Origin of the sequence: Streptomyces sp. NPDC049585 (assembly GCF_040675615.1) — a bacterium.
GTDB classification, from domain to species: Bacteria; Actinomycetota; Actinomycetes; order Streptomycetales; family Streptomycetaceae; genus Streptomyces; species Streptomyces luteosporeus.
Map to the genome: position 1 here is coordinate 1 of NZ_JBFAPE010000055.1, position 26,651 is coordinate 26,651.

27 protein-coding genes are annotated in these 26,651 nt (G+C 72.0%); 18 read left to right on the forward strand and 9 right to left on the reverse strand.

Annotated elements, in window-relative coordinates:
* Positions 1-95: 95 nt before the first annotated feature.
* Entirely contained in the window at positions 96-1,562 is a 1,467-nt protein-coding gene (locus tag AB0K17_RS29800) for an FAD-dependent monooxygenase (RefSeq protein ID WP_365984898.1), read from the reverse strand.
* A gap of 80 nt (positions 1,563-1,642) precedes the next feature.
* Here AB0K17_RS29800 and AB0K17_RS29805 point away from each other — a divergent pair, with 80 nt between their 5' ends.
* Entirely contained in the window at positions 1,643-2,287 is a 645-nt protein-coding gene (locus tag AB0K17_RS29805) for a TetR/AcrR family transcriptional regulator C-terminal domain-containing protein (RefSeq protein ID WP_365984899.1), read from the forward strand.
* On the opposite strand, the gene AB0K17_RS29810 is transcribed toward AB0K17_RS29805, so the two are convergent.
* Genes AB0K17_RS29810 through AB0K17_RS29820 form a run of 3 tightly spaced genes read right to left on the reverse strand, consistent with a single transcriptional unit; the run spans position 2,273 to position 5,708 of the window.
* Positions 2,273-3,379, reverse strand: coding sequence for an acyltransferase (locus AB0K17_RS29810; RefSeq protein ID WP_365969874.1), 1,107 nt, complete (start codon positions 3,377-3,379; stop codon positions 2,273-2,275). The genes AB0K17_RS29805 and AB0K17_RS29810 overlap by 15 nt on opposite strands.
* Positions 3,376-4,731 carry a polysialyltransferase family glycosyltransferase gene (locus tag AB0K17_RS29815; RefSeq protein WP_365969875.1) on the reverse strand — a complete coding sequence of 452 codons (1,356 nt, stop codon included), beginning with the start codon at positions 4,729-4,731 and terminating at the stop codon, positions 3,376-3,378. Before AB0K17_RS29815 ends, AB0K17_RS29810 begins: the two co-directional genes overlap by 4 nt.
* A complete protein-coding gene (locus tag AB0K17_RS29820) occupies positions 4,731-5,708 on the reverse strand; it encodes a glycosyltransferase family 2 protein (RefSeq protein ID WP_365969876.1) in 978 nt (325 codons plus the stop codon). The genes AB0K17_RS29815 and AB0K17_RS29820 overlap by 1 nt, the downstream gene beginning before the upstream one ends.
* A gap of 187 nt (positions 5,709-5,895) precedes the next feature.
* Here AB0K17_RS29820 and AB0K17_RS29825 point away from each other — a divergent pair, with 187 nt between their 5' ends.
* The 13 genes from AB0K17_RS29825 (at position 5,896) to AB0K17_RS29885 (ending at position 19,708) form a co-directional block, all read left to right on the forward strand.
* Complete coding sequence (locus AB0K17_RS29825; protein WP_365984900.1) at positions 5,896-7,212, forward strand: DUF6716 putative glycosyltransferase; 1,317 nt, start codon at positions 5,896-5,898, stop codon at positions 7,210-7,212.
* Positions 7,212-8,480, forward strand: a complete 1,269-nt coding sequence (locus tag AB0K17_RS29830) for an acylneuraminate cytidylyltransferase (protein WP_365984901.1) — start codon at positions 7,212-7,214, stop codon at positions 8,478-8,480. Before AB0K17_RS29825 ends, AB0K17_RS29830 begins: the two co-directional genes overlap by 1 nt.
* Before the next feature lie 42 nt (positions 8,481-8,522).
* Positions 8,523-9,419, forward strand: a complete 897-nt coding sequence (locus tag AB0K17_RS29835; RefSeq protein ID WP_365969879.1) for an N-acetylneuraminate synthase family protein — start codon at positions 8,523-8,525, stop codon at positions 9,417-9,419.
* Positions 9,420-9,432: 13 nt separating this feature from the next.
* Positions 9,433-10,587 carry a hypothetical protein gene (locus AB0K17_RS29840; protein WP_365969881.1) on the forward strand — a complete coding sequence of 385 codons (1,155 nt, stop codon included), beginning with the start codon at positions 9,433-9,435 and terminating at the stop codon, positions 10,585-10,587.
* Between the two features lie 106 nt (positions 10,588-10,693).
* Positions 10,694-11,926 carry an amidohydrolase gene (locus tag AB0K17_RS29845; protein WP_365969896.1) on the forward strand — a complete coding sequence of 411 codons (1,233 nt, stop codon included), beginning with the start codon at positions 10,694-10,696 and terminating at the stop codon, positions 11,924-11,926.
* Positions 11,927-12,060: 134 nt separating this feature from the next.
* A complete protein-coding gene (locus tag AB0K17_RS29850; protein WP_344432797.1) occupies positions 12,061-13,095 on the forward strand; it encodes a BMP family ABC transporter substrate-binding protein in 1,035 nt (344 codons plus the stop codon).
* A 297-nt stretch (positions 13,096-13,392) separates the two neighbouring features.
* Entirely contained in the window at positions 13,393-15,024 is a 1,632-nt protein-coding gene (locus AB0K17_RS29855) for an ABC transporter ATP-binding protein (protein WP_365969882.1), read from the forward strand.
* Positions 15,021-16,127, forward strand: coding sequence for an ABC transporter permease (locus AB0K17_RS29860; protein WP_365969883.1), 1,107 nt, complete (start codon positions 15,021-15,023; stop codon positions 16,125-16,127). Before AB0K17_RS29855 ends, AB0K17_RS29860 begins: the two co-directional genes overlap by 4 nt.
* Positions 16,124-17,410, forward strand: coding sequence for an ABC transporter permease (locus tag AB0K17_RS29865; protein ID WP_365984902.1), 1,287 nt, complete (start codon positions 16,124-16,126; stop codon positions 17,408-17,410). Before AB0K17_RS29860 ends, AB0K17_RS29865 begins: the two co-directional genes overlap by 4 nt.
* Positions 17,407-17,808, forward strand: coding sequence for a cytidine deaminase (locus AB0K17_RS29870; protein ID WP_365969885.1), 402 nt, complete (start codon positions 17,407-17,409; stop codon positions 17,806-17,808). The genes AB0K17_RS29865 and AB0K17_RS29870 overlap by 4 nt, the downstream gene beginning before the upstream one ends.
* A 101-nt stretch (positions 17,809-17,909) precedes the next feature.
* Positions 17,910-19,187: a thymidine phosphorylase gene (locus tag AB0K17_RS29875; RefSeq protein ID WP_365984903.1), complete on the forward strand. Its 1,278-nt coding sequence runs from the start codon at positions 17,910-17,912 to the stop codon at positions 19,185-19,187.
* A gap of 87 nt (positions 19,188-19,274) precedes the next feature.
* Positions 19,275-19,490, forward strand: a complete 216-nt coding sequence (locus tag AB0K17_RS29880) for a type II toxin-antitoxin system HicB family antitoxin (RefSeq protein ID WP_365984904.1) — start codon at positions 19,275-19,277, stop codon at positions 19,488-19,490.
* Positions 19,487-19,708 (forward strand): type II toxin-antitoxin system HicA family toxin, encoded by a 222-nt coding sequence (locus AB0K17_RS29885; RefSeq protein WP_365984905.1) that lies wholly within the window; start codon positions 19,487-19,489, stop codon positions 19,706-19,708. The genes AB0K17_RS29880 and AB0K17_RS29885 overlap by 4 nt, the downstream gene beginning before the upstream one ends.
* A 39-nt stretch (positions 19,709-19,747) precedes the next feature.
* On the opposite strand, the gene AB0K17_RS29890 is transcribed toward AB0K17_RS29885, so the two are convergent.
* The gene (locus tag AB0K17_RS29890; protein WP_365984906.1) at positions 19,748-20,191 is read right to left on the reverse strand and encodes a hypothetical protein; all 444 of its coding nucleotides are present in this window, start codon (positions 20,189-20,191) and stop codon (positions 19,748-19,750) included.
* Positions 20,192-20,324: 133 nt separating this feature from the next.
* Positions 20,325-20,900 carry a GNAT family N-acetyltransferase gene (locus tag AB0K17_RS29895; protein WP_365984907.1) on the reverse strand — a complete coding sequence of 192 codons (576 nt, stop codon included), beginning with the start codon at positions 20,898-20,900 and terminating at the stop codon, positions 20,325-20,327.
* Positions 20,901-21,138: 238 nt separating this feature from the next.
* Here AB0K17_RS29895 and AB0K17_RS29900 point away from each other — a divergent pair, with 238 nt between their 5' ends.
* Positions 21,139-21,756: a hypothetical protein gene (locus AB0K17_RS29900; RefSeq protein ID WP_365984908.1), complete on the forward strand. Its 618-nt coding sequence runs from the start codon at positions 21,139-21,141 to the stop codon at positions 21,754-21,756.
* A gap of 51 nt (positions 21,757-21,807) precedes the next feature.
* A complete protein-coding gene (locus tag AB0K17_RS29905; protein WP_365984909.1) occupies positions 21,808-22,944 on the forward strand; it encodes an MFS transporter in 1,137 nt (378 codons plus the stop codon).
* A 61-nt stretch (positions 22,945-23,005) separates the two neighbouring features.
* Here AB0K17_RS29905 and AB0K17_RS29910 read toward each other — a convergent pair whose 3' ends face one another.
* Together AB0K17_RS29910 and AB0K17_RS29915 are read right to left on the reverse strand one after the other, a co-directional pair.
* Positions 23,006-23,164 carry a hypothetical protein gene (locus AB0K17_RS29910; protein WP_365969891.1) on the reverse strand — a complete coding sequence of 53 codons (159 nt, stop codon included), beginning with the start codon at positions 23,162-23,164 and terminating at the stop codon, positions 23,006-23,008.
* Between the two features lie 86 nt (positions 23,165-23,250).
* A complete protein-coding gene (locus tag AB0K17_RS29915) occupies positions 23,251-24,012 on the reverse strand; it encodes a MerR family transcriptional regulator (protein ID WP_365984910.1) in 762 nt (253 codons plus the stop codon).
* 184 nt (positions 24,013-24,196) lie between these two features.
* On the opposite strand from AB0K17_RS29915, the gene AB0K17_RS29920 reads away from it, so the two are divergent.
* The gene (locus AB0K17_RS29920; protein WP_365984911.1) at positions 24,197-24,871 is read left to right on the forward strand and encodes a hypothetical protein; all 675 of its coding nucleotides are present in this window, start codon (positions 24,197-24,199) and stop codon (positions 24,869-24,871) included.
* 53 nt (positions 24,872-24,924) lie between these two features.
* Positions 24,925-25,569 carry a DUF2690 domain-containing protein gene (locus AB0K17_RS29925; protein ID WP_365984912.1) on the forward strand — a complete coding sequence of 215 codons (645 nt, stop codon included), beginning with the start codon at positions 24,925-24,927 and terminating at the stop codon, positions 25,567-25,569.
* Positions 25,570-25,605: 36 nt separating this feature from the next.
* Here AB0K17_RS29925 and AB0K17_RS29930 read toward each other — a convergent pair whose 3' ends face one another.
* Entirely contained in the window at positions 25,606-26,319 is a 714-nt protein-coding gene (locus AB0K17_RS29930; RefSeq protein ID WP_365984913.1) for a ribonuclease H, read from the reverse strand.
* Positions 26,320-26,651 lie beyond the last annotated feature (332 nt).

Consider the following 26,651-nt stretch of genomic DNA (forward strand, 5'->3'; position numbering starts at 1 on the left):
CTCCCCCGGGTCCCCTCCACCGCGGGCCGGGCTGCAATGCAGCCCGTCCGGCGTTCGAGGACCGGGGTCCGGGGCGGAGCCCCGGGAAACGGGGGCTAACCGCCCACGACCCGCAGGTAGTCCGCCACGCCGGCCGCGTCGTCCGCCGCCAACCCCACGTACCCGTCCGGCCGGATCACGAACACCCCCGGCCCGTACGCCTCCTTCACGTACCCCTCCGCCGCCACCCGGCACACCCGCACCCACTCCGGCACCGCCTCCGGCGCCGGCTCGTCCCCGACGATCAGCAGCGTGAAGTGCGGCCCCCGGAACGCGTCGAAGAGCACCCCGTCCGCATCCGGCGCCCGGTCGCCCGCCGTGAGGGCATCGGCCGAGAGGTCCGGGCCCCGCCGGGCCTCGCGGCTGAGCGCCCCGCCCCGGTACCCCAGCGTCAGCTGGTGCGTCTCGGGGCCGCGGACGGAGAGGCCCCCGTCGGCCCGGTCGGCGCGGAAGACGCGTTGGGAGAGGCCGAGGACGCCGCCGGCGATGCCGCGCCGTTCCTCGTCGTACGTGTCGAGCAGCGTGTCGTCGGCTCCGCGCCGCAGGACGGCTTCGAGCTTCCAGCCCAGGTTGTACGCGTCCTGGACGCTGGTGTTGAGGCCTTGTCCGCCGGACGGCGGGTGGACGTGGGCCGCGTCGCCGGCCAGCAGCACGTGGCCCACGCGGAAGCGTTCGGCCATGGCCACGCGCGGCCGGTAGACGGAGGCCCAGTGGACCTCGCGGACCGCGAGCCGGTGTCCGGTGCGTTCGGTCAGGAGCCGTCCGAGCGCCTCGGGCGTGGCGTCGCGTTCGATGTCGAGGTCGTGGTCGGGGTCCTCGAAGATGATGATGGTCTGCTTGGAGGCGGCGCCGGGCAGTTGGTTGATGCCGACGAGTCCGCCCTCGGCCCGTGGCCACATGTGCCAGTGGTCGGTGTCGAAGGCGTCGGCGTCCGGTCCGTCGAGGACGAGGTCGGCGACGATGGCGCCTCCACTGGCGACGTCGTTGCCTTCGAAGGGCACGCCGAGGGCCTTGCGGACGGTGCTGCGTCCGCCGTCGGTGGCGACCAGGTAGCGGGCTCGTACGGTGGCGCCGGTGCCGAGGGTGGCGGTGACGCCGTCGGCGTCCTGGTGGAAGCCGGTGAGTTCGGTGTCGAACTCGACGCTTCCGCCGAGTTCTTCGAGGCGTGCCCGCAGGATCTCGACGGTGCGCCATTGCGGCAGCAGGCGCGGGGTGCGGTAGGGGATGCCGGGGGAGTCGGCGGCGGGTTCGGCCAGGGGCCGGACCCCGCCGCGCCGGCGGCCGTCCCAGATCTGCATGGGCTTGATGGGGGCGCTGTCGGCGAGGACGGCGTCCACCACGCCGAGGTCGTCGAACATTTCGAGCGTGCGCGGCTGGATGCCGCTGCCCCGGGAGCCGGGGAAGGTGCGTCCGGAGCGTTCGACGAGGCGGTGGGGTATGCCGCGGCGGGCGAGGTCGATGGCGAGGACGAGGCCGGTGGGGCCGGCTCCGACGATCAGCACCTCGGTGTGCTCGGCGTCCATGGGGCGCCCCTCCCTTTCGCTTAACGTTGTTAAGTTCATGGCACTGTCAGCCTGAACTGAACGGCGTTAAGGTGTCAAGCGTGGCTTCTCGCATCGACCGGTCCCTCGTGGCCGACACCGCGCTCCGGCTGCTGAACGACGTGGGCCTGGAGGGCCTGACCCTGCGCCGGATCGCCCAGGAACTCGACTGCCGCGCCCCGGCCCTGTACTGGCACTTCAAGAACAAGCAGGAACTGCTCGACGAGATGGCGACGGTGATCTTCCGTCGCATGGCGGACGACCTGACCGCCCTCGACCCGGGCGACTGGCGCACGTTCCTGGCCGACTGCGCCCGGGTGCAGCGCCGCGCCCTGCTCGAGTACCGCGACGGCGCCAAGGTCTTCGGCGGCACCCGCTTCACGGACGACAGCTACGCGGGACCGCTGGAGAGGGCGATGCGGGTGCTGGTGGCCGCGGGCTTCACGCCGCGCGCGGCTGCCCGCGCCTGGTTCACCGTCAACACGTACACCATGGGCCACGTCATGGAGGAGCAGTCGGTCTACCCCGTCCCCGGCGGGGAGCGCGACCCCGTCTACGACCTGAGCGAGCGCGCCCGCCGCATCGAGGGGCACCCGCTGGCCACCGAGGCGGGCTGGGAGGTGTTCGGCGACCTGGAGGCGGGCTTCGAGGCCGGCCTGCGGGCCGTCGTCGCCGGTATCGAGGCGACCCTGCTACCTGCTCAGTGACCTGCGCAGCACGGGGGTCAGCCGCCGCTCCACGAACCGGTGCAGCACCCACGCCAGCACCAGCATCACCAGCAGCGTCAGCGCGAACGTCGCGTACGACGGGATGCCCAGCCCCCGGTGCAGGGCGCCGATCACCACCCACCCCAGGTGTTCGTGCACCAGGTAGAACGGGTACGTCAGCGCGCCCGCGAAGGGCAGCCAGCGCCATGTGGCCCACCCCGTCCTGCCCGTGGCCACCGCCGCGACGGCCGCGTACCCGAGGGCGAGAACGGCGACGATGACGTACGCCGAGCGGTACGAGAAGTGGCCCGGGCCCGGCGGGTGCCACAGCCCCGCCACCGCGTAGTGCTGGCCCAGCAGGAAGCTCACGCCCACAATGCCCCAGGCGGTCGCGTCGTTGCCGAAGCGGTGCACCAGATACAGGCCGATGCCGCCGATGAAGAACATCGCGTGCTCCGGCATGAACACCACCCGCAGGAACTCCACGTGCGACGCCGTGGTGACGACCGTCATCAGCGTCCACACCGCGCAGAACAGCACCACGCGCCGGCGCGAGGCCCCGGGCAGCACGACGAACAGCGCGAAGAGGGCGTAGAAGCGCACCTCCGCCCACAGCGTCCAGCACACCCCGAGCACCCGCTCGGCACCCGCGGGCTGCTGGAGCATGGTGAGGTTGACGAGCGTGTCACTGGGGGACACGGTCTTGTACGCCACCCACGGCAGCGCGAAGACCAGCGTGACGAGCACGACGGCCGCCCAGTAGGCGGGGTAGAGGCGGGCGGCGCGCGAGGCGACGAACGCGCGCAGAGGGCGGCCCCAGCCGCTCATGCAGATCACGAAGCCGCTGATGACGAAGAAGATCTGCACGCCCAGGCAGCCGTACGCGAACGCCGTCGACAGGTGCGGGAACTCGTGGCGCGGCGAGGCGCCCCAGGCGCGCGAGACGTCACCGTCCCGGCCGCCGTAGTGGTACAGCGCCACCATCAGCGCGGCCACCAGCCGCAACCCGTCCAGGGCGTACAGCCGACCGGCGGGACGGGCGGGTTCCGGCTGCGGTTGCGCGGCCTGCGCGGGGACGTCGAGGAGCGTCATGCCGCCCTCCGGCGCAGTGCCCGCACCCGGCGCACCAGCCTGCGCACGCGCGGGCTGCGGGGCAGGAGGGCGAGCGGGGCCGGGACGGCGCCGGGCAGCCCCAGCGCGGTCAGGCGGCGCCGTTTGAAGTAGCGCCGGGTCCTCGCGTCCAGGTGGGAGGCGAGGTAGCGCTCGGCGGCGGGGCGCAGAGCGGGCAGCACCTGCGGCTGCATCGCGAAGCCGACGGCGGCCAGCAGTCCTTGGAGGTCGGCCGGGGGCGGCGCGCCGCCGCCTTCCTCGACGTCGCTGTCTTCGACATCGTCGAGGAGCGCGTCGACGAGCGTGACGGGCACGCGGTTGCTGTTCTGGTACGGGGTGAGCCGCTCCAGCAGCAGGCCGGTGCCCGCGCGGGCCACCGGCAGGTCGTAGAAGGTGCGCGCGGTGAGCAGGGCCGTGGAGAAGCAGGCGACGACGAGCGCGGGCCGCAGCCGCTGGTAGACGACCTCGGCGAGAACGGGCGCGTCGAGCACGGTCAGCCGGGCGCCGAGCCGCTGCGCCTCCTCCTCCAGCAGCGTCGACCAGCGGGCCGGGGCCGAGGGGTGCGGTTTGAAGACCACCTCGCGGTGCCCGCGGCCGACCGCACCGCGCAGCATGCGCACGTGCAGGCGCTCCTCCTCCTCGGGCGAGAGGATGTCCAGGGCCGACAGGTACTGGCCGAGCACCAGGGCCGCGCCCTCGGGCGCGGCGGGCAGCCCGGCGGCGCAGGCGTCCGCGAGCTCGGCCAGCACCTTGGTGAAGACCTCGCCCGGCACGATCACCTGCGGCACGCCGAACTCGGTCAGCAGCAGCGGCCCCAGGCCCGGCACCAGGTCGAGGTGGAGCAGGCGGCCCACCCGGGTGCCGACCAGCGGGTCGAGTCTGCTGCGGGTGGGGCCGTAGCTCATGAGCCCGTCGGCGTAGACGTCCACGGACGCGTCCGCGAACACCTGGGCGACCGCGAGGGCCGGGCTGACCTGCAGGGACTCCAGGACGAGGGAGATCTCGTCCGCCTGAAGCCCCCACAGCAGCCGCAGGTGCCGCTCCCACAGGGGGACGTCGTCCGGGCGCGGGGACCAGCCGGTGGGGTGCAGGGGGGCGATCGCCTCGTTCCACGACAGCACGCCGTCGAAGCGGGAGCGCAGCCGCTCGAAGCCCGGGGCGGTGTCGAAGGCGGGCGTGGTCTCGGGCACGGCGGCGGTGTTGGCGACCACCAGCAGGCGGCGGTCGGCGGCGGGGAAGAGCCCGGCGTCGAGGGCGGCGGCCAGGGTGGCGGCGCCGTACAGGGTGGAGGCGAGGAACAGCTGCGTGCGCCGGCGCGGCGCGGGCGCCGGCATCAGGCGGCCGCCTTCGCGGCGAGCGGGCGGCGGCGCAGCCGGCGCAAGGGAACGGCGCGGTCCACGTCCATGGCGTCCAGCGCGCCGTCCACCAGCGGCCGGGGCAGGCGCTTGAGGGCGGCCGCGCCTCGCGCGCGCAGTTTCCGGGCGACCGCGGGTTCGAATCGCTCGATGTTCCCGAGGTGGTGGGAAATGATCGCGCAATAGGTGCGCACGGCTTTCGGAAGGAGTTCTCCCGCGTCCCGGTCGGCGGCCGTCTCCTCGATTACCCGGTCGAATGCGCGAAGGAAATCGAGTTGACGTTCGTCACCGATCTGGGTGAGCGAGGTGGCGACACCGCGGCGGTAGAAAACGCCCAGCAATCCGCTGACGGCGAATGATTGCGCCTCGCGGTGCAGACGCCAGATCCACGGCCGGTCCTCGGCGGTGCGCAGCCCGGGCACGAAATGCAGCAGCCCCGCCTCCAGCAGTCGCCGGTGGTAGATGCCGGCCCAGGCGTACGGATAGTCGACGGAGGTCGAGCGGTCGGCCGGCAGGATCGCCTCCCGCGGTGCCAGCGCCACCCCGCGCGGGCCCACGGGCACCCGCTGGACGGTCCGGGTGCGGCCGGTGCACTGCACGTGGTCGGTGCGCACGAAGTCCACGCCCAGCTCCTCGACCACCGCCAGCAGCCGCTCGTAATGGCCGGGGGCCAGCCAGTCGTCGCCGTCGAGGAAGGTGACGTACTGCCCGCGCGCCGCGTCCAGCCCGGTGTTGCGGGCCGTGGCCAGCCCCTCGTTGCGCGCGTGCCGCAGCAGCCGGGCGCCCGGCAGCCGGCGGGCGGCCCGCTCCAGCAGGGCCGCCGTGCCGTCCGTCGAACAGTCGTCGACGAGCAGGAATTCGACACCCTCGAAACTGTTCGACTCCAGGCTTCTCAGCGTGTCGGAAGCATATGTCTGCACGTTGAAGAACGGCACGATGACCGAGAGCTTGACCACTCGTCGCACGCTAAGCGCCGCCCCGGCATTCGCCCTGAAGGCGGGCGGAATCGTAAGTGAACGAAGCGCGGCGGATCGATGAACCGCCTTGTCGCGCGCGCAGCTTCGCCGGCCGTCGACGTGTTGTTCACCGCTTGTTGAAGTGGCGTTGGGCAGTGAAACGGAATGTATTCCTATCGTCGGCGACGTGCCATCACGTACCGAATTCCCGCGGCGCGTCGCCGTGCTCGCGGACTCCGACACCCGGTGGAAATGGGGCGCGCTGACCGCGCACCGCCTCGCCCCCGACGGTCGGCTGCACGGCCACCTGCTGCGGGGCCGGGCCACACCGACCGTACGGCAACTGACCGAGGTCGGCGTCCGCGCGGACAGCCTGCGCGAGGTCACCGGCGGCGCCTTCGCCGCCGCGGCCGGCCGGGACCGGTACGACGTCGTGGTGCTCGCCTGCGTCGGCGGCGCCGTCCAGGCCCTCCTGCACGGGCTGCGGCACGCCTGGCGGGACGCGCCGCACCGGCCCGTCGTCGTCACCGGCTACGTCGGTGTTGTCTACGAGAAGCTCGCCGACGGCCTGCTGCTGCGGCACGGCGCGGACGTCGTCCTCGCCAACTCCCGCCACGACGCCGAGCGCTTCCGCGCCGTCTACGAGGGCGTCGGCGCCCCCGCCGACGCGGTCACCGAATGCGCCCTGCCGTTCCTCGGCGGCACCCCGTACGCGCCGGACGCCCGGCGCCCCTTCACCGTCGTCTTCGCCGCCCAGCCCTCCGTACCGGACAACCGCGCCGACCGCCGTCACCTCCTCGAACGCGCCGTCCGCCACGCACGCGCCCACCCCGGCCGCGAGGTGCTCATCAAGCTGCGCAGCCGCCCCGGCGAACACACCACGCACATCGAAGAACTCCCCTACCAGAAGCTTGCGGCCCGCCTCCCGGGCGGACTCCCGCCCAACTGCCGCCTCGTCTACGGGCACATGGGCGAGGTCCTCGACCGCACCGACCTCCTGGTCACCGTCAGCTCCACCGCCGCCCTCGAAGCCCTCCACCGCGGCATCCCGACCGCCGTCCTGACCGACCTCGGCATCCGCGAACCCCTCGGCAACCACCACTTCCTCGGCTCCGGCTGCCTCGCCTCCTGGGACGACCTCGACGCCGGCCACCTGCCCCGGGCCGATCCCGCCTGGGCCGACCGGCAGGGCGTGGCAGCGGACGGCTCCTACGCCCGGGCCTTCGACGCGGCCCGCGCCCGCGTCGCCGAACTCGCCGCCCTGCCCGCCCTGCCGCCCGTGAACCCCTACTACTCCGTGCACACGGCCCCCGGCTACCTCCCCGGCCTCCTCGCCCGCCACGGCTTCGACCCCCAGGGCCGCCCCCTGCGCGATCCCTCCCCGCCACGGCGGGGCGCGGTCCGCGAAGCCGTCCGCGGCGCCCTGCGCGACGCGGCCCGCGGGGCGTACCGGCACGGAGTGCAGCGCGTGGCGCCGGTCGTGCGCCGGTTGGGAGAACTCTGATGGCTGTGGTCCTGGCGGTCATCCCCGCCCGCGGCGGCTCCAAGGGCGTCCCCGCCAAGAACCTCGCCCCGGTGGGAGGCATGCCCCTCGTGGCCCGAGCGGTACGCGAATGCCTCGCGGCACGCCTCGTGACCGACGTCGTCGTCTCCACCGACGACCCCGCCGTCGCCGCGGCCGCCCGGGCCGCGGGAGCGGAGATCGTCCACCGGCCGGCGGAGCTGTCGGGGGACGAGGCGAGCAGCGAGGGGGCGGTGGTGCATGCGATGGAGGCGCACGGGGGCGACGTGGACGTCGTCCTGCTGGTGCAGTGCACCAGCCCCTTCCTGACGGCGACCGACATCGACGGCGTCGCGGCCGCCGTCCTCCACGACGGCGCGGACACGGCCCTGACGGTGGCGCCGTTCCACGGCTTCGTGTGGCGGGTACCACCCCCGGCCCGTCCGGCGTTCGAGGACCGGGGGTCCGGGGGCGGAGCCCCCGGGAGACGGGGAGAGGGCGGGGCTGGGGAGAGGCCCGCCGCAGGCGCACCCGGCACCGGCGTCAACCATGACGTCTCGTTCCGCCCCCGCCGGCAGGACCGCACCCCCGAGTTCCTGGAGACCGGTGCCGCCTACGCCATGCGCGCCGACCGCTTCCGCACCACCCGGCACCGTTTCTTCGGCCGTACCGACCTCGTCGTCACCGACCCCTCCCGCGTGCTGGAGATAGACGACCCGCACGACCTGGAGCGCGCACGCGCCCTCGCCCCCCTGCTCGACCCGCAGACCCTGCCCGCCCGCGACGCCGTCGACGCGGTCGTCCTCGACTTCGACGGTACGCAGACCGACGACCGTGTCCTGATCGATGCCGACGGCCGCGAGCTCGTCGCCGTGCACCGCGGTGACGGCCTGGGCGTGGCGGCGCTGCGCCGGGCGGGGTTGGCGGTGCTGGTGCTGTCGTCGGAGACGAATCCCGTGGTCGCCGCCCGGGCCCGCAAGCTCGGGGTGCCCGTGATCCACGGCAGTGAGCGCAAGGACGCCGCGCTCAAGCAGTGGTGTGCCGAGCAGGGCGTCGATCCGGATCGCGTGCTGTACGCCGGCAACGACGTCAACGACCTGCCGTGCATGGCGCTCGCCGGCTGGCCGGTCGCGGTGGCCGATGCGCATCCGGTCGTACGGGCCGCGGCCCGGGCCGTGACCGTGGCCCGTGGTGGGCGCGGCGCGGTGCGCGAGATCGCGGCCTGGCTTCTCGGACCTTCCCTGCAGCAGTCCTCACCTCCCCAGCCCTGAGTCCCCGCCCTGAGTCCTCAGCCCTAAGGAAGAACCCCCGTGATGACCTCCGCTCCGCGTACCCGGACCCGGATGCTCGGCGACCGCCCCGTGGGCCCCGGCCACCCCGTCTACGTCACCGGTGAGATCGGCATCAACCACAACGGCGATCTCACCACCGCCCTCGCGCTGATCGATGCGGCGGCCGCCGCCGGTTGTGACGCCGTGAAGTTCCAGAAGCGCACGCCCGAGGTGTGCACGCCACGTGACCAGTGGCAGCTGGAGCGCGACACGCCGTGGGGCCGCATGGCGTACATCGACTACCGGCACCGCGTCGAGTTCGGCGAGGAGGAGTACCGGGCGATCGACGAGCACTGCCGTAAGCGCGGTGTCGCGTGGTTCGCCTCGCCGTGGGACGTCGAGTCGGTGGCCTTCCTGGAGAAGTTCGACGTGCCGGCGCACAAGGTGGCCTCGGCCTCCCTCACGGACGACGAGCTGCTGCGCACCCTGCGCGCGACGGGCCGTACCGTCGTGCTGTCGACGGGCATGTCGACGCCGCAGCAGATCCGGCACGCCGTGGAGGTGCTGGGCAGCGAGAACATCGTGCTGTGCCACGCCACCTCCACGTACCCCGCGAAGGCGGCCGAGCTCAACCTGCGGGTGATCGGCACGCTGATGGCCGAGTACCCCAATGTGCCCATCGGTTACTCCGGTCACGAGACGGGCCTGCAGACCACGCTCGCCGCGGTCGCGCTCGGCGCGGCGTTCGTCGAGCGGCACATCACCCTCGACCGCGCGATGTGGGGCTCGGACCAGGCCGCCTCCGTCGAACCGGGCGGCCTGCAGCGCCTGGTGCGCGACATCCGGGTGGTCGAGGAGGCCCTGGGCGACGGGATCAAGCGGGTGTACGACAGCGAACTGGGCCCGATGCGCAAACTGCGCCGCGTGGCCGCCGTCTGAGCGGCCGCAGCCGGTGACAAGGGAGACAGGCGGGCCCCCCGCCTCCACGCTGGCCTTCGTCGAGAGCCCGGTGCAGTTGCTGAACGTCCTCGAATGGGCGTACCACGCAGCTCACCACCCGCCGCGCCGTCGGCTGCGCGACGGCGTGCCCCGGCAGCCCGGTGCCCGGGACATCACCCCTTTGGCCGGCGACCTGCTGGTGGTCGTGCTCGCCCCGCACGACCCGATGACGCGTGGTCAGTTGCGCCGGATGGCGGAGCTGGCGCGGGACCAGGGGCACCGACTGCGCTGGGAGGAGGCGCGGGGCGGGCCGATGGCCCCGGTGGGCACGATCGGGGGGCTCGCCGGACCGCTGCGGGCCGCGCGGCGGGTGGTGATCGGCGACCCGTTCTCGCGGTACGTGCAGCTGCTGCTGACGATCACGCGGGCCCGGGAGCTGGTGGTGGTCGACGACGGCACGGCGACCATGGAGTTCGCCGGTCAACTCGCCCGCGGGGAGCGCCTGGTGCGCTGGCACCGCAGCGGCACGCGGGGGGCGCGTGACCTGATATTCGCGCCGGTATCCGCTTCCACGCGCCGGAAGCTCACGCCCGACGACCGTCGTACGGTGGAGATCTTCACCGCCATGCCCCTCGACGCGCCACCGGGAGTGACCGTCACGGCCAACGACTTCGCCTGGACCCGGGCCGCGCACGGCCCGCCCTCCCTCACCCGGGGGACGGACCTGGTGGGCACCTCCCTGGTGGAGACCGGTGTCGTCGATCCCGAGCGCTACCTGGAGGCCGTGGCCGCCCTGGCCCGCGCCCACGGCGCCACCCGCTACTTCGCCCACCGCCGCGAGGCCCCTGCCAAGCTGCGCCGCATAGCCGAGCGGCTGGACGTGGAGATCGTCCGGCCGACGCTGCCCCTGGAGTTGGTGGCCCGGCGTGGCCCCATAGGCCGCACCGTCCTCAGCTTCCCCTCCACTGTCGTGCACACCCTGCCGCTGGCCCTGGCCGGCACCGGGGTGACCGTCGCCGTCTGCGACGTGGACCCCACCTGGCTCACCGCCCACGCCTCGCCCCGCGCCGAGGGCTTCCTCGCGGGGGTCACGGGGAGCGCACGCGCAGTGCGCCGACTTCCGTACGCGCCCGTTCCGCAGCCGCGTGTCGCCGAAGGTACGCCGTAAATACGGGTCATACCCCCCGTGCGACCCATCCATGCGGCTGAACTTTTTGTGATCAAGGGGCAGTTGCCCCATTCGGGGCTCTAATCTTCGCAGGGTGAATCACCTGATGCCCTGCGAAGCCGATCCCCAAACCACTGACAGCCGACTTCCCGGCGCGCTTCCGCCCGGGCTCCGCAGCGAACTCATCGCCTTCCGTCGCGACTTGCACATGCACCCCGAGCTGGGCAACCGCGAGTTCCGCACCACCGCCGCGGTGCGGGCCCGGCTCGAGAAGGCAGGGCTCAGACCGCGTACGCTCGCCGCCGGCACCGGCCTGATCTGCGACATCGGCCGCGACAGCGCCTCGTTCCGGGCGGCCGGCCGGCCGGTGCTCGCCCTGCGCGCCGACCTGGACGCGCTGCCCATCCCCGACACCAAGACCGTCCCGTACCGCTCGACGGTCCCGAAGATGGCCCACGCCTGCGGCCACGACGTGCACACCACCGTCGTGCTGGGCGCCGGCCTCGTCCTGGCCGACCTCGCCGAGCAGGGCCTGCTGCCCCACCCCGTGCGACTGGTCTTCCAGCCCGCCGAGGAGGTGCTGCCCGGCGGCGCCCTCGACGCGATCGAGTGCGGCGCGCTGGACGGCGTGGGCCGCATCCTGGCCGTGCACTGCGACCCCAAGGTCGAGGTCGGCCGGTTGGGCCTGCGCACCGGCGCGATCACCTCGGCCTGCGACCGGGTGGAGGTCACCCTGTCGGGCCCCGGCGGCCACACCGCCCGCCCGCACCTGACCACCGACCTGGTGACCGCCGCCGCCCGGGTGGCCACCGACGTGCCCGCCGTGCTCTCCCGGCGCGCCGACGCCCGCTCGGGGCTGTCGGTGACCTGGGGCCGGCTGGAGACGGGCCACGCCTGCAACGTCATCCCGCAGCGCGCCGAGCTCGCCGGCACCGTCCGCTGCCTGGACGTGCACACCTGGCGCCAGGCGCCGGACCTGGTGCACGCCGCGGTGGACGAGGTCGCCGGCCTGCACAACGCCAAATCGGAGATCAGCTACCTGCGCGGGGTGCCGCCGGTGGTCAACGACGCCGAGGTCACCTCCCTGCTGCGGCGCGCCATGACCGCGCGCCGCGGCCGCTACGCCGTGGAGGACACCGAGCAGAGCCTGGGCGGGGAGGACTTCTCCTGGTACCTGGAGCACGTCCCGGGCGCCATGGCCCGGCTGGGAGTGCGTCCGGTGGGGGATACGACCCGTCGTGACCTGCACTGTGGTGATTTCGACGTGGACGAGGGCGCGATCGAGGTCGGAGTGGAGCTGTTCACGGCCGCCGCCTTGCTGGACGGCAACCGAATGTAGGCATTCGGGTCAAGAAGGGTTGACGACGAAACGATAACGGCTTCCTTGCACCCCTTTTATCTCCATCTACGCGCGTTACGATTCCCGGCGAAAGACAGCGCCAATGGAGGCGCTTCGAGTGAAGGGGCCCCCTCGTGCGCCGGGTATCCACGATCACTGTCGCGGGCATTGCCACCGCGGCTCTCGCATTCACTCTCACCGCCTGTGGTGAGTCCTCGACCGAGTCCGGAGGCGGCGGCAAGGGCAAGGGCATCGGCCTTGCCTTCGACGTCGGCGGCCGCGACGACCACTCCTTCAACGAGTCCGCCGCTCGTGGCATGGACAAGGCCGACAAGGAGTTCGGCTACACCAGCAAGGCCATGACCGCCAAGAACGGCGAGACCGAGGCCGACCGCGAGCAGCGGCTGAGCTCCCTGGCCGAGGCGGGCTACAACCCGGTCATCGGCGTGGGCTTCAACTACTCCAAGTCGGTGGAGAAGGTCGCCAAGGACTTCCCCAAGACCACCTTCGCGGTCGTGGACTCGGTTGCCCCCGGCAACAACATCGACAGCATCACCTTCGGTGAGCACGAGGGCTCCTACCTCGCCGGTGTCGCCGCCGCGCTGAAGTCGAAGAACCACAAGGTCGGCTTCATCGGCGGTGTGAACAACGCGCTGATCCAGAAGTTCCAGGCGGGCTTCGAGCAGGGTGCCAAGGCCACCGACTCCGGTGTCGAGGTCACCTCGGAGTACCTGTACGCCAACAACGACAAGGGCTTCAACGACCCGGCCGCCGCCAAGGAGAAGGCCAAGGGCATGCTCGACCGCGGCATCGACGTGATCTACACGGCCGCCGGTCTGTCGGGCAACGGTTCCATCGAGGCCGTCGCCGCCCAGAAGGGCGCCTGGGCGATCGGCGTCGACTCCGACCAGTACCAGCAGCCGGGTCTGGACAAGTACAAGGGCTCCATCCTCACCTCCGTGGTGAAGAACGTGGACGTCTCCGTGTACGACCTCGCCAAGAGCGTCAAGGACGGCAAGCCGCTGACGGGCCCGCACCAGTACCTGCTGAAGGACGGCGGCGTGTCGCTGGCCACCTCCGGTGGCTTCATCGACGACATCAAGGACAAGATCGAGGCCGCGAAGAAGCAGATCGTCGAGGGCCAGGTCAAGGTCAAGACCTCCCCGTGATCCTGCCCGGTCCGGGCCGGCGGTGAGCCGGATCCGGACCGGTCCCGGAAGACCTGCGGGCCCGGTGGTGAGGGAGTACCCTCACGGCCGGGCCCGTACATACGATCCCCCAGCTAACGCTGGGCGGTGCCCCCACGCTACGCGCGTAGCACCGTATTGACGCGTGTAGCGTCGTCCCCCGCCCCGTCGTACCGCCGACCCCCGCACGGCCGGTCCGGCCCCCCGCTCCCTTCCCCTCGAGGAGAGTGCGCCATCAAAGCGTCCAGCCCCGAATCCGGCGCAGCCACCGCCAATGCGGTGGAGCTCGCCGGCATCACCAAGCGCTTCCCCGGTGTCGTGGCCAACCACGACATCCGCCTCACGGTCCGCCGCGGCACCGTCCACGCCCTGTGCGGCGAGAACGGCGCCGGCAAGTCGACCCTGATGAAGATCCTCTACGGCATGCAGAAGCCGGACGAGGGCACCATCACCCTGGACGGCGAGCAGGTCACCCTGAACAGCCCGGCCGACGCCATCGCGCGTGGCATCGGCATGGTGCACCAGCACTTCATGCTCGCCGACAACCTCACCGTCCTGGAGAACGTCGTCCTCGGCGCCGAGAAGCTCCACGGCATCGGCAACAAGGCCCGCAAGAAGATCAAGGAGATCTCCGACGCGTACGGCCTGGGCGTGCGCCCCGACGTCCTCGTCGAGGACCTCGGCGTCGCCGACCGCCAGCGCGTGGAGATCCTCAAGGTCCTCTACCGGGGTGCGCGCACGCTGATCCTCGACGAGCCGACCGCCGTCCTGGTCCCCCAGGAGGTCGACGCGCTCTTCGACAACCTGCGCGAGCTCAAGTCCGAGGGCCTGACGGTCATCTTCATCTCGCACAAGCTGGGCGAGGTGCTCTCCGTCGCCGACGACATCACCGTCATCCGGCGCGGCACCACCGTCGGCACCGCGATCCCCAGCGAGACCACGCCCAAGCAGCTGGCCGAGCTGATGGTCGGCGAGGAGCTGCCCTCGCCGGAGACCCGTGAGTCCACGGTCACCGACGTGCCCATGCTCACCGTCGACGGCCTGCACCTGTCGGCCACCGACTCCGACGGCGTCGTGCGCGCCGTCCTCGACGGCATCACCTTCACCATCCACAAGGGCGAGGTCCTCGGCCTCGCGGGTGTGGAGGGCAACGGCCAGGCCGAGCTCGTCGAGGCCATCATGGGCATGCGCACCCCCGACGGCGGCGTCGTCACCCTCGACGGGACGGACATCACCACCGCCCCGACGCGCAAGCGTCGCGAGGGCGGCATCGGCTACATCCCCGAGGACCGCCACCGTCACGGCCTGCTGCTCGAAGCGCCGCTGTGGGAGAACCGCATCCTCGGCCACGTCACGGAGAAGCCCAACACCCGCGGCCCCCTCCTCGACAACAAGGCCGCCCGCGCCGACACCGAGCGCATCGTGCGCGAGTACGACGTGCGCACCCCCGGCATCGAGGTCACCGCGGCCTCCCTGTCCGGCGGCAACCAGCAGAAGCTGATCGTCGGCCGCGAGATGAGCCACAACCCCAAGCTGCTCATCGCCGCCCACCCCACCCGCGGCGTGGACGTCGGTGCGCAGGCGCAGATCTGGGACCAGATCCGCGAGGCGCGCCGCGAGGGCCTGGCGGTCCTGCTGATCTCCGCCGACCTGGACGAGCTGATCGGCCTCTCCGACACGCTGCGGGTGATGTTCCGCGGCCGTCTCGTCGCGGACGCCGACCCCGCGACGATCACCCCGGAGGAGCTGGGCTCGGCCATGACGGGCGCGGCGAGCGGCCACCTCGAGCACGAGGAGGCGGCGGAGCAGGCGGAGGAGACCCCGCAGGAGACCCCGCAGGAGTCCTCCGGCGAGACCTCCACCGATGACAACGAGAGCGACGACACCCAGGAAGGCGGTGACTCGAAGTGAAGAAGTTCGACAAGAACAAGCTGATCCTGGGCCTCGCCGCCCCGGTGCTGGCGATCGTCACCGCCCTGGTGATCACCTCGGTCATCATCATGGCCACCGGCAAGGACCCGTTCCACGCCTACCAGGTCATGCTGGACTTCGGATCCAAGGCCGACAGCCAGGTCTGGATCATCAACAAGGCGACGCCGTACTACCTGTCCGCGCTGGCGGTGGCCATCGGCTTCCGGATGAACCTGTTCAACATCGGTGTGGACGGCCAGTACCGCATCGCGGCGTTCTTCGCCGCGGTCGTCGGCGGCGCGCTGACGCTGCCGGGCATCGTCCAGATCCCGGTGATCATCCTGGTCGCGATGGCGGTGGGCGCCGTGTGGGCCGGCATCGCCGGTCTGCTGAAGGTGACCCGCAACGTCAACGAGGTCATCAGCACGATCATGCTGAACGCCATCGGCGCCTCGATCATCGGTTACCTCCTGCAGGACGGGCGGCTGGCGAAGAAGGAGGGCAACCTGATCCACACGCCCTACCTGCCGGACTCCGCCCACTTCTTCGAGTTCCCCACCGCCACCAAGCCGGTCCTCGGCTTCGTGGTGGTCGCGGCCCTGGCCGGTGCGGCCTACTGGTTCGTCCTCAACCGCACCCGCTTCGGCTTCGACCTGCGCACCGTCGGCCAGTCCGAGTCGGCCGCGCAGGCCAGCGGTGTGAGCGTCAAGCGCATGGTGATCACCTCCATGCTGCTCTCCGGTGCGGTCGCCGGCCTCGTCGGCATGCCGACCCTGCTCGGCGTCTCGTACAACTACGGCACCGACTTCCCCACCGGCATCGGCTTCACCGGCATCGCCATCGCCCTCCTCGGTCGCAACAACCCCATCGGCATGGCGCTGGCCGCCCTGCTGTGGGGCTTCCTGGAGCGCACCGGCACCCAGCTGGAGTTCGAGGGCTACGCCCAGGAGATCGTCGGCGTGATCCAGGGCGTCATCGTCCTGTGCGTCGTCATCGCCTACGAGATCGTGCGCCGCTACGGCCTGAAGGTCCAGCAGCGCAAGGTCGGCGAGGAGCTCGCCGCCCAGGCCCGTAAGAGCGACAAGGCGGAGGCCGCCGCATGAGTACGACCTTCACGGCCGCTCTGACCGAGAAGCTGAGCGGCAAGAACAAGCGCGAGGGCCGCAAGCTCTCCTACCCCGTCGTCCTGCTGATCCTCGCCGGCGCCCTGGTGCTGCTGTCCGCGCTGCGGGCCGTCACCGGCGCCGAGGACCTCACCTCCTCCGGCCAGTGGTCCGGCGCGCTCGGCGCGGCCGTGCCCATCGGCCTCGCCGGCCTCGGCGGCCTGTGGGCCGAGCGCTCCGGCATCGTCAACATCGGCCTCGAAGGCATGATGATGCTCGGCACCTTCTGCGCCGGTGCCGTGGGCTGGCAGTACGGCCCGTGGGCCGCCGCCGCGGCGGGCATCGTCGGCGGTGCCCTCGGCGGTGTCATCCACGCGATCGCCACGGTCACCTTCAACGTCGACCACATCATCTCCGGCGTCGCGATCAACATCCTGTCGCTGGGCGTGACCCAGTACCTCGCCAAGCTGTGGTTCGGTGCCGCGGGCAGCGCGGCCCAGCAGGCGGGCGGCAACGACAAGCAGTCGCCGGTCATGGCCAACATGCCGGACTTCTCCATCCCGGGGCTGTCCGACTGGCTGCACTCGATCGAGAAGCACCACTGGTTCCTGGTCTCCGACCTCGCCGGCATCCTCGACGGCCTGGTCTCCGACGTCTCCTGGCTGACGATCGTCGCCGCCCTGCTCTTCGTCGGCACGTTCTTCGTGCTGTGGCGCTCGGCCTTCGGCCTGCGCCTGCGCTCCTGCGGCGAGAGCCCGGTGGCCGCAGAGTCCCTCGGCGTGAACGTCTACACGTACAAGTACGCGGCCGTCGTCGTCTCCGGCGCCCTCGCCGGCCTCGGCGGTGCCTTCCTGGCCATCGGCACGCACATGTACTCCGACGGTCAGACCGGTGGCCGCGGCTACATCGGTCTCGCCACGATGATCTTCGGCAACTGGCGGCCGGGCGGCGTGGCCATGGGCGCCGGCCTGTTCGGCTTCATGGACAGCCTCCAGCTGCGCTCCGGCGGCCCGACCGTCCACGCGCTGCTGCTGCTCGTCGCCGTGCTGCTGGTGGGCCTGGCGCTGTGGCGCCTGAAGGGCAGCAAGGTCAAGGCGGCCGTCGTCAGCGGCGTCGTCGCCGTGCTGCTCTTCCTCTGGTACGCGCTGACCAAGACCGTGCCGCTGGAGTTCGTCGACGCCACCCCGTACGTCGCCACCCTGCTGGTGCTGTCGCTGTCCGCGACCCGCCTGCGGCCGCCCAAGGCGGACGGCAAGCCGTACCGGAAGGGCCAGGGCAAGTGACGTCCTCACCTTCCGTCGACTGGGAGGCCCTGCGCGCGCAGGCCCGGGACGCGATGTCCCGGGCCTACGCCCCGTACTCCGGCTTCCCCGTCGGCTCGGCGGCCCTGGTGGACGACGGCCGCGTCGTCAGCGGCTGCAACGTGGAGAACGCCGCCTACGGCGTCGCCCTGTGCGCCGAGTGCGGCATGGTCTCGGAGCTGATCGCCACCGGCGGCGGCCGCCTGACCCACTTCACCTGCTGCGACCGCCACGGCAACATCCTGATGCCGTGCGGCCGCTGCCGCCAGCTCCTGTGGGAGCACGGTGGCCCGGAGCTCGCCGTGGACACCACGAAGGGCGTCCGCCCGCTCGCCGAGCTCCTGCCGGACGCGTTTGGGCCCGCCGACCTGAATCGTTGAAGATGTCCTCAAGCGCCGGACGGGCTGATCTTTCAGCCCGTCCGGGTCACTTTCCGGACCCGGGAAGACCTGAGGACTACGAACCTAAGGAAAATGTGCTGATGGACGCCATTTCCGTTATCCGCACCAAGCGTGACCGCGGCCGTCTGAGCGACGAGCAGATCGACTGGGTCATCGACGCCTACACCCGTGGCGTCGTCGCCGACGAGCAGATGTCCGCCCTCGCGATGGCGATCCTGCTCAACGGCATGGACCGCGCGGAGATCGCCCGGTGGACCGCCGCGATGATCTCCAGCGGCGAGCGCATGGACTTCTCCTCCCTGCCGCTGCCCACCGCCGACAAGCACTCCACCGGCGGCGTCGGCGACAAGATCACCCTGCCGCTGGCCCCGCTCGTCGCCGCCTGCGGCGCGGCCGTCCCGCAGCTCTCCGGCCGCGGCCTCGGCCACACCGGCGGCACCCTCGACAAGCTCGAGTCCATCCCCGGCTGGCGCGCCCTGCTCTCCAACGACGAGATGATGGACGTCCTGCGCAACGTCGGCTCCGTCATCTGCGCCGCCGGCGACGGCCTCGCCCCGGCCGACAAGAAGCTGTACGCGCTGCGCGACGTCACCGGCACCGTCGAGGCCATTCCGCTGATCGCCTCCTCGATCATGTCCAAGAAGATCGCCGAGGGCACGGGCTCGCTCGTGCTGGACGTCAAGGTCGGCTCCGGCGCCTTCATGAAGAACATCGAGGACGCGCGCGAGCTCGCCTCCACCATGGTCGGCCTCGGCACCGACCACGGCGTCAGGACCGTCGCCCTCCTCACCGACATGTCCACCCCGCTCGGCCTCACCGCCGGCAACGCCCTCGAGGTCCGCGAGTCCGTCGAGGTCCTCGCCGGCGGCGGCCCCGCCGACGTCGTCGAGCTGACCCTGGCACTCGCGCGCGAGATGCTGCAGGCGGCCGGCGTCAAGGACGCCGACCCGGAGAAGGCCCTGCGCGACGGCACCGCCATGGACCACTGGCGCCGCATGATCATCGCCCAGGGCGGCGACCCCGACGCGACCCTGCCGGTGGCCCGCGAGCAGCACGTGGTGACGGCGACGGAGGCCGGCGTGCTGACGAAGCTCGACGCCTACGCCGTCGGCGTCTCCGCCTGGCGCCTCGGCGCCGGCCGCGCCCGCAAGGAGGACCCGGTCCAGGCCGGCGCGGGCATCGAGATGCACGCCAAGCCGGGCGACACCGTCGCGGCCGGCCAGCCGCTGATGACGCTGCACACGGACACCCCCGAGAAGTTCGACTACGCCCTGGCCGCGCTGGACGGCGGCGTCGAGATCTCCCCGGCGGGCACGGCGTTCGTCCCGAACCCGATCGTGCTGGACCGCATCGCGTAGGCGTTGCTGCCCGGCAGCACACTCGTGCGGGCGAAGGGGCCGGTGGATTTCCACCGGCCCCTTCGCCGTCGTGCGACACTGCACGGCATGACCCAGCAGGCCATCCGTCTTACGGCAGCCGTCACCCATGAGGACGACTGGTATGTCGCACGCTGCCTCGACGTCGAGGTGACGAGCCAGGGATCGACGATCGAAGAGGCTCTGACCAATCTGCGCGAGGCGCTGGAGCTGTACTTCGAGGACGAGCCGGTGCCCGAAGTGCACGACGTCATCACCGCACCCGTGGAGGTACGGGTCGCATGAGCCCGGCCGTCCCTCGCGGCCTGTCCGGCGAGCGGGTGGGGAAGGCGCTGCTGCGGGGCGGCTTCGAGTACGTCTCCACGCGGGGCAGTCACGCGAAGTACCGCGCGGACGACCGTACGGTGATCGTGCCCCTGCACTCCGAGTTGGCCCCGGGCACTTTGCGCTCCATCCTGCGCCAGGCGGACTGGACGCTCGACCAGCTGCTCGGCCACTTGTAGAGGGGCGTGACCGCCGGCCGCGGCGTCGCACGGGCGGGATCAGCTCGGCGTCCGGCCGCCCTCGACGGGCGCGTCCGTGCCGGGCCCCATGCGTGCCTGGGCCGGCGCCGTCGAGCGGAGGAAGCCCACGAGGTCCTCGAGTGTGAGGCCGCAGTACGGGGCCCGGTGCGCGGCCATCAGAAGCAGATGCGCGGTGATCCGCTGGTTCCAGTCGTCCCCGCACCACTCCTGCGGCTTCTCCACCCCGGCGTCGTTGAGCAGCACGCCGTGCTTCTGCGCCACCTCCGCCACCACACTGGCGATGGCGTGAAACCGCGTCCGTGCCTCGCGGCTACCGGTGATGCCGGGGTAGTGGCCCCAGATCTTGGGGGAGAACTCGAACCCGGTGGGTGGATCCGCGGCCAGCGCGGCGAAGTATCCGGCCTGCTTCTCGGGCCAGTTGTCGTGCACCAGGGTCACGTCGAATGTCGTTGCCTCGGTCATGCGGCAACGGTGGCAGCGGGGTCTGACACCCGCCCGGCACGCAGGGGCGTGCGCGACGTGCAGTGGGGGCGCACGCCCCCGCCTCGGGCGCGGCTGCTCCTCGGTGGGGGGCAGCGTCCTGCTCGGCCCGACGTCAAGCGGACCGCTGCCGCCGCTCCCACTCCTCCTTCGTCAGCTCGTACTCCACGTCCCCGTGCTCCGAGCCCTCGATCACGTCCGGCCAGTCGCCGAAGAACGTGCGGGTGAACGTGAGGCCCGCCTTTTCCAGCACGCGGCGCGACGCCGCGTGCACCGTCATTGCGTTGGCCGTCACGCGGCGGACGCCCAGGTCCGTGAAGCCCTTGTGGATCAGGGCGCGGGAGCCCTCCACCGCATAGCCCCTGCCCCACGCCGCCCGGCGCAACCGGTAGCCGAGTTCGACGACGTCCGGGCTGTCGTCCTGCAGGGGGCGGAACTCGAACCAGCCCAGGAACTCGCCCGTGTCCTTGGTCTCCGCGGCCCAGTAGCCGTACGTCCCCAGGCCCGGGTGGCGGTGCATGAAGCGCGGCAGGCGCTCGTCGCGCATCTCCTCACGGGGCGTCGGGCGGCCTCCGTTGATGTAGCGCATCACCTCGGGGTCGCCGTCGAGCTCGACCAGCGCGTCCAGGTCCTGCTCGCTCGTCGTGAACGGCCGCAGCGTCATCCGCTCGGTCTCCATGAAGATGCCCATGGTGGGATCTTCGGGGGCAGGCCCCGCGTCGGCCAGCGAACAACACCCGTTCGCGCCACTGCCCGTGGGAGTGCGCACGGCGGCGCCAGTGCGCGCCCTCCACCGCGGGGCGTACGCGCTTCCCCCGCACGGCCGAAGCGGCTCGGCCCGCGGAGGGACGCCCGGGGCGGCGGCGGTCGGCGAGGCTCGGGGTGTGCCGCAACAACTCCCGGCAGCTCGCAAGGGATCGGAGAAGATCATGCCCAGGTCGTTCCGTGGAACGGGACTCGTCGTCCTCGCTGCTCTCGTCGTCCTGACGCCGGCGGCCATGACCCTTCCGGCCGCCGCCGCGGAACCGGCCGCACCGGCGGAACCGGCCGCATCGACCGTCGGCGTCCAGGGGTGGGGGCGCATGGGCTATCCCGTGCCCGGCAACGACATCCAGGTGTTCGTCGACGCCCACGGTCGCTACGCGAAGGACCGCGTGAACCGGCCCGCCACGTCCTGGGGCACCTTCCGCATCCAGCACCGCTGGACCGAACCGGGCAAGGGGCCGCAGTTCAACTGGGGCGACTTCACCGTCGATTGCGTCACCGTCGGCGGACCGGTGGCGACCGTGACCGGCACGCTCGTCGACGCCGGGCCGGTATGGAAGCCCTTCCTGCACTGGGGAGAGGACCACAAACAGCCCATTCGCATGGGCGTGAGCTTCTACGTCGCGGAAAAGGGGAAGAACGGTGGCGGCCCCAGCCGCATCGGTCTCTCCGGCGCCACGCAGGAGGACGAGCCCCTGCTGACCCCGTGCATGGCCCCCGCACCCGATGCGGCAGTTATTGCAGGCGGCTACAGGATTCATGACAACAGGCTGCTAAAGTAATGCGTGTTGGCCTTCGGAGGCGCCCGCGTGCGACCCCCGGAGGCTTTTTTCATGCCTTCCCACACCACCTCGTTCCACGGATATCGCACGCTCCTCTCCCACCCCGAATTCGCCGGCATGTACGCCGGTTTCGTCCTCACGGCCGCCGCGAGCGGCTTGTCGGGCTACGCGCTCGGCGCGCTCGTCGACCGCCGGACCGGATCGCCGCTCCTGACGGCGGTGAGCATGTACGGCGCCACGTTCGCGGCGGTGATCGGCGCGCTGACGCTGATGTCCGTCGCGGACGGCGGTCGTCCGCGACGGACCCTCGTCGCCCTGCAGGCCGTCTCCCTGGCGAGCCAGGCCGCCCAGGCGATACCCGGCCTGCCGCCGGCCGCCCGGTTCGGGCTGCTGCTGGTGGTGGGCTTCTTCCAGGCCCTGGGCACCGGTACGCGCATGGGGCTGCTCGCCGAGCTCGTACCGGACTGCGCGTACGCCCTCGCCCGTTCCCTGATGAACCTCACCGCCGGCGGCACGGCCGTCATCGGCTACGCCGCCGCCGACCCCCTGCTGGCACACCTCGGCACGCAGGGCGTCTTCGTCCTCGCCGCGGTCCTGACCGCGGCCGGGCTCGTCGCCGTGGCGGGTACCGTGCGCGAGCGCTCGATCCGCCTCGCGCGCCGCCCGGGCCTGCGGCAGACGTGGACGACGAACGTGACGCTCTTCTCCCGGCCCGGCCGGCGCGCCCTGCTGCTGAACCTCTGGGTGCCCAACGGTCTGATCGTCGGCTGCGAGGCCCTGTTCATCCCGTACGCCCCCCGGCACGCCGGCGCCCTGCTGGCCGCCGCGTCCGCGGGCATGCTGGCCGGCGACCTGGCCGTCGGCCGGCTGCTGGGTGCGGCGCAGCGCCGCCGCTGGGCGTTCACCCTGCGGCTGCTGCTCGCCGCCCCGTACGTCCTGTTCGCCGTCCATCCGCCGCTGCCGGTGGCGCTGGTCGCGGTGTTCGCCGCCAGTGTCGGATTCGCCGCCACGCTGCCCCTGCAGGAGCAGCTCCTCGCGCTGACGCCGGATCCCGTGCGCGGCCAGGTGCAGGGCGTCGAGTCCGCGGGGCGCATCACGTGGCAGGGCATCGGCGCCACGGTGGCGGGGGCCTGGCCCTGTGCCTCACCCCGGCGGCGGCGACGACCGCCCTGGCCGTGGTGTCGCTGACCCTCACGATCGCCTCCCGGCCGTACGTGGTCCGGGCCGGCGGCTGACGCGGCGCTCACGTTCACAGCGAGTGCCGCGCCTGCAGCCACCATCGCGCGACCTCCCCGGCCACGGCGGCCACGACGGCGACCAGCAGCCGGAACGCCCAGCCGAGGCCGCGCTCGACGAGCTTCGTGCTCCTCTCGGCGCGCTTCTTCCCGTTCCTTCGGTGACAGCCCACTGACAGCACCTCCTCGCATCGAAACTGTATAAATGTTCGATTTGGGGAGGTGTTGTCGACGCGCCGCCCGTCAGGGTGAATGCGCGTCAGGCGAGCCGGGCGTCGGCGTACGCCGCGATGGCGTCGCGCTGATAGGCGGCCAGGCCCGGTGCGACGGCCTCGTACGCGGCATGCCAGGCGGCGTTGTCCACGCAGGCACGGCCGATGGCCCGGTACTCGTCGGCGGTCACGGCCCGCAGGGCGGTCAGGGCCCGGTACTGGACGTCGACCTCGGCCTGCACGGGCGCGGCCCCGGCCGCATGGCCGGCGGCCATGAGCTCGGCCAGCCGGATCATCTGTGCCGTGCGCTCACGCTGCCCGGCCTCGAGGTCCTGCGGGCTCATCCCGGCGACCGTGCGCACGACCTCTTCGGCGTGCTCGGGGAAGTCGCGCAGGCTCTGCAGGTACTGGGAGGGCTCCACGCCCTCGAACAGGTTCTCCGGTCGGTTGATCGCGGTCATCGCTGTGCCGTCCTTCCTGGACCGTTCCAGATCGGCGATGGTGCGGGAGACCGTGCCGGCCAGGGTGTCGAGCCGGTCGCGTTCGGCGAGCAGCCGCCGGTGGTGGCCGCGCAGGGCCTCCACCTCGTCGACCTGCTCGGCCAGGACCCGGCCGATCTCCGGCAGCCCCAGGCCCAGCGCCCGCAGCACCAGGATCTGCTGCAGGCGCAGCAACTGGACCTGCCCGTAGTAGCGGTGGCCATTGGCCCCGATCCGTACGGGCGGGAGCAGGCCGATCTCGTCGTAGTGCCGCAGGGTCCGGGCGGTCACGCCGGACATCCGGGCGACCTCTGCGATCGGCCAGTCCATCACCGTCTCCCTCACACGCATCCGTCTGTCACCAGGCCGGTCCCTCCGGCCTGTTCAGGACGGTAGAAGTTGCCGCAGCGACAACTTCAACCCCGAGCGCCGGACCCATCGCCATCGTCCCTCGTTCGTTTGAGCGAACCGACCAACGGTGCCGTGAGATGCTGCAGTTGTGGACCCGGAAGTTGTGGCAACCCTCAGCGCAGCCGTCGCCAGCGGCGCCCTCGCCACCGGTGCGACGTCGCTCTACGACCGCCTCACCAGCAAGGGCATCGACAGGGAGAGGAACCGCCTGCGGGCCGCCGTCCTGGGCGGCCCCGCCGCGGGGGAGGGCGAGGACGGGCAGGAGGCCCCCGACGACGACACGCACCGCTTCGCCGCCCTGCTCATCGAGTACTACGCCTACGGCCTCATCCAGGCCCGCCGCACCTTCGGTGTGAGCCTGGCGTGCTCGGTGCTGGGCGGGCTCGTCCTCATAGCCGGCGTGGCACTGGCCATCTTCAAGGCCGGTGGCGGCCACGGCGAGCAGTACGCCTCCGTCGTGGCCAGCGTCGCCGGCGTGCTGACCACCGCCATCGGCACCCTCTTCCACCGGCGCGCCGACCGGGCGCTGAAGCACATGGAGTCCCAGACCCAGCTGCTGCGCCAGGACATGAAGGTCGAGCGCGACGCGGGGGAGGCCGTACGCCTCCTCGGCGAGGTCGACGATCCCGCCCTCAAGGCGCAGCTCCAGGCGGCGCTGATCCTGAAGTTCTCCACCGCCAAATTGCCGGTCCTGCCCGGAGCTCCCGTGGCGTCGCCCGTGGCAGCCTCCGTGCCCGACACCGTCGAGGGCGTGTTCGGTGATCGCTCGAAGGGGTGATTCGGTCTCGAACTCCTCTTCCTGTCCTCTGCCTCCACGCCTACCCTCCCGGCATGCCCTTGACCGTTGACGGTGACGCCGCGGACGACCCCGTCGGCCGACAATCCGCCGAGCACTTTGAGGACACCGGTACGCCCCGCCGGTCACGGCTCGGCCGGTACGGGCCGCAGACCCTGGTGGGCGCGCTGATCGTGGCCGTGGTGGGCTCGGTGGCGGGCGCCCTGGCGACGTCGTTGGCCGGCGGCGACGACGACAAGTCCGCCCCGCCGGCGGCATCCGCGGTCTCCCCGGCGGCGGCGTCGGCCGCCGCACCGTCCTGCTTCAACGCCACCTGCACGGGCGTGGACCCGAAGGACGCCGGATGCGCGGACATGGCCGTGACGATCGCGGACGACTGGATCTCCACGATGCACCTGGAGATCCGCTACAGCAGCCGCTGTCAGGTCGTCTGGGGCAAGCTCACCGGAGCGCAGGTCGGCGACACGATGGAGATCGCGACGTCGCCCACGCAACGGCAGCGGGCGGTCGTCGTCTCCGGACACACCAAGTACACGCCGATGCTGCCGGTCGGCCGGCAGTTCTCGTCCCAGGTGTCCGCCGTATCGGTCAAGGGCGATCCGGAGCACGACATCCCGGCCGGCTACACCCTCCGCGTCGGTGCGGACCACGACGACGCCTCCGCGAAGCCCACGCGCTGACCGGCCGGCCGGGAGGGCCGGGAGGACCGGGCGGCCTCAGGCCGGCGCCAGACCCGTACGGCAGTCGGGGTGGCCCCAGCCGCGGGGGCCCTTGGCGATCGGGTCCTTCGCGGCGTAGGACTCGCCGCACTGGTGGCAGCGGCCCGCGAACTTCGCCTTGATCACCGCACCCGACGACGAGCGCTTCGCCGCGGCGGGCCGGGACGGCTTGGACGCCTTCGCCGGCTTCGACGCGGACGGGCGGACGGCCGCCCGCAGGTCGACGACGGGCAGATCCGCGTCGCCGTGCACCGTGCCGGCCGCCCGCTGCGCCGTCGCGGCATCGCTGGCGGCCTGGTCGGCGAGGGCGTTGAGGGGGTCGCCGTCCACGCGGTGCGCCGCGACGTACACGAAGTCCACCTCGCGGCCGGTCAGGAGGGCGTCGATGCGCACGACCAGCTCCTGGTTGGCCACGGGCTTGCCCGCCGCCGTCCTCCAGCCGTTGCGCTTCCATCCGGGCAGCCACTTGGTGACCGCGTTCATGGCGTACTGCGAGTCCATCCGCACTTCCAGCGGTACGGCGGGGTCGGTGACCTCCAGGAGCCGTTGCAGGGCGGTCAGCTCGGCGACGTTGTTCGTGGCGCGGCCCAGCGGGCCGGCCTCCCAGCGCTGCGGGACGCCTTGGGCGTCGGCAACCACGTACGCCCAGGCAGCGGGCCCGGGATTCCCCTTGCAGGCGCCGTCACAGGCGGCGATGAAGCGATCGGACATCCTCCGATCATGCCAGCGCCGACGCCGGCGCCGGCGCCGTGCCCGGCTCGTGCGGTGCCCCGTAGGGGCGCGGGGCGGTGTCGATCTGCGGCTGCCGCCGCGTGGGTGCGATCGGCCGGCGACGGCCCGCAGCCGACGCGCCGGGGCGAAGCGCGGCACCCCGTCTGCGGGCACGTCGTGGCTTGTCGCGCAGTTCCCCGCGCCCCTACGGGGCACTGCATGATCCGCCGGACACGCCCTAGGTGTGTTGTCCCGGGACGTTGGTGACACGCGGGCTGGGTGCTTGAACGGGTGAGGGCCTTCTGGCTCGGTGTGGATTGCGACATCTACGC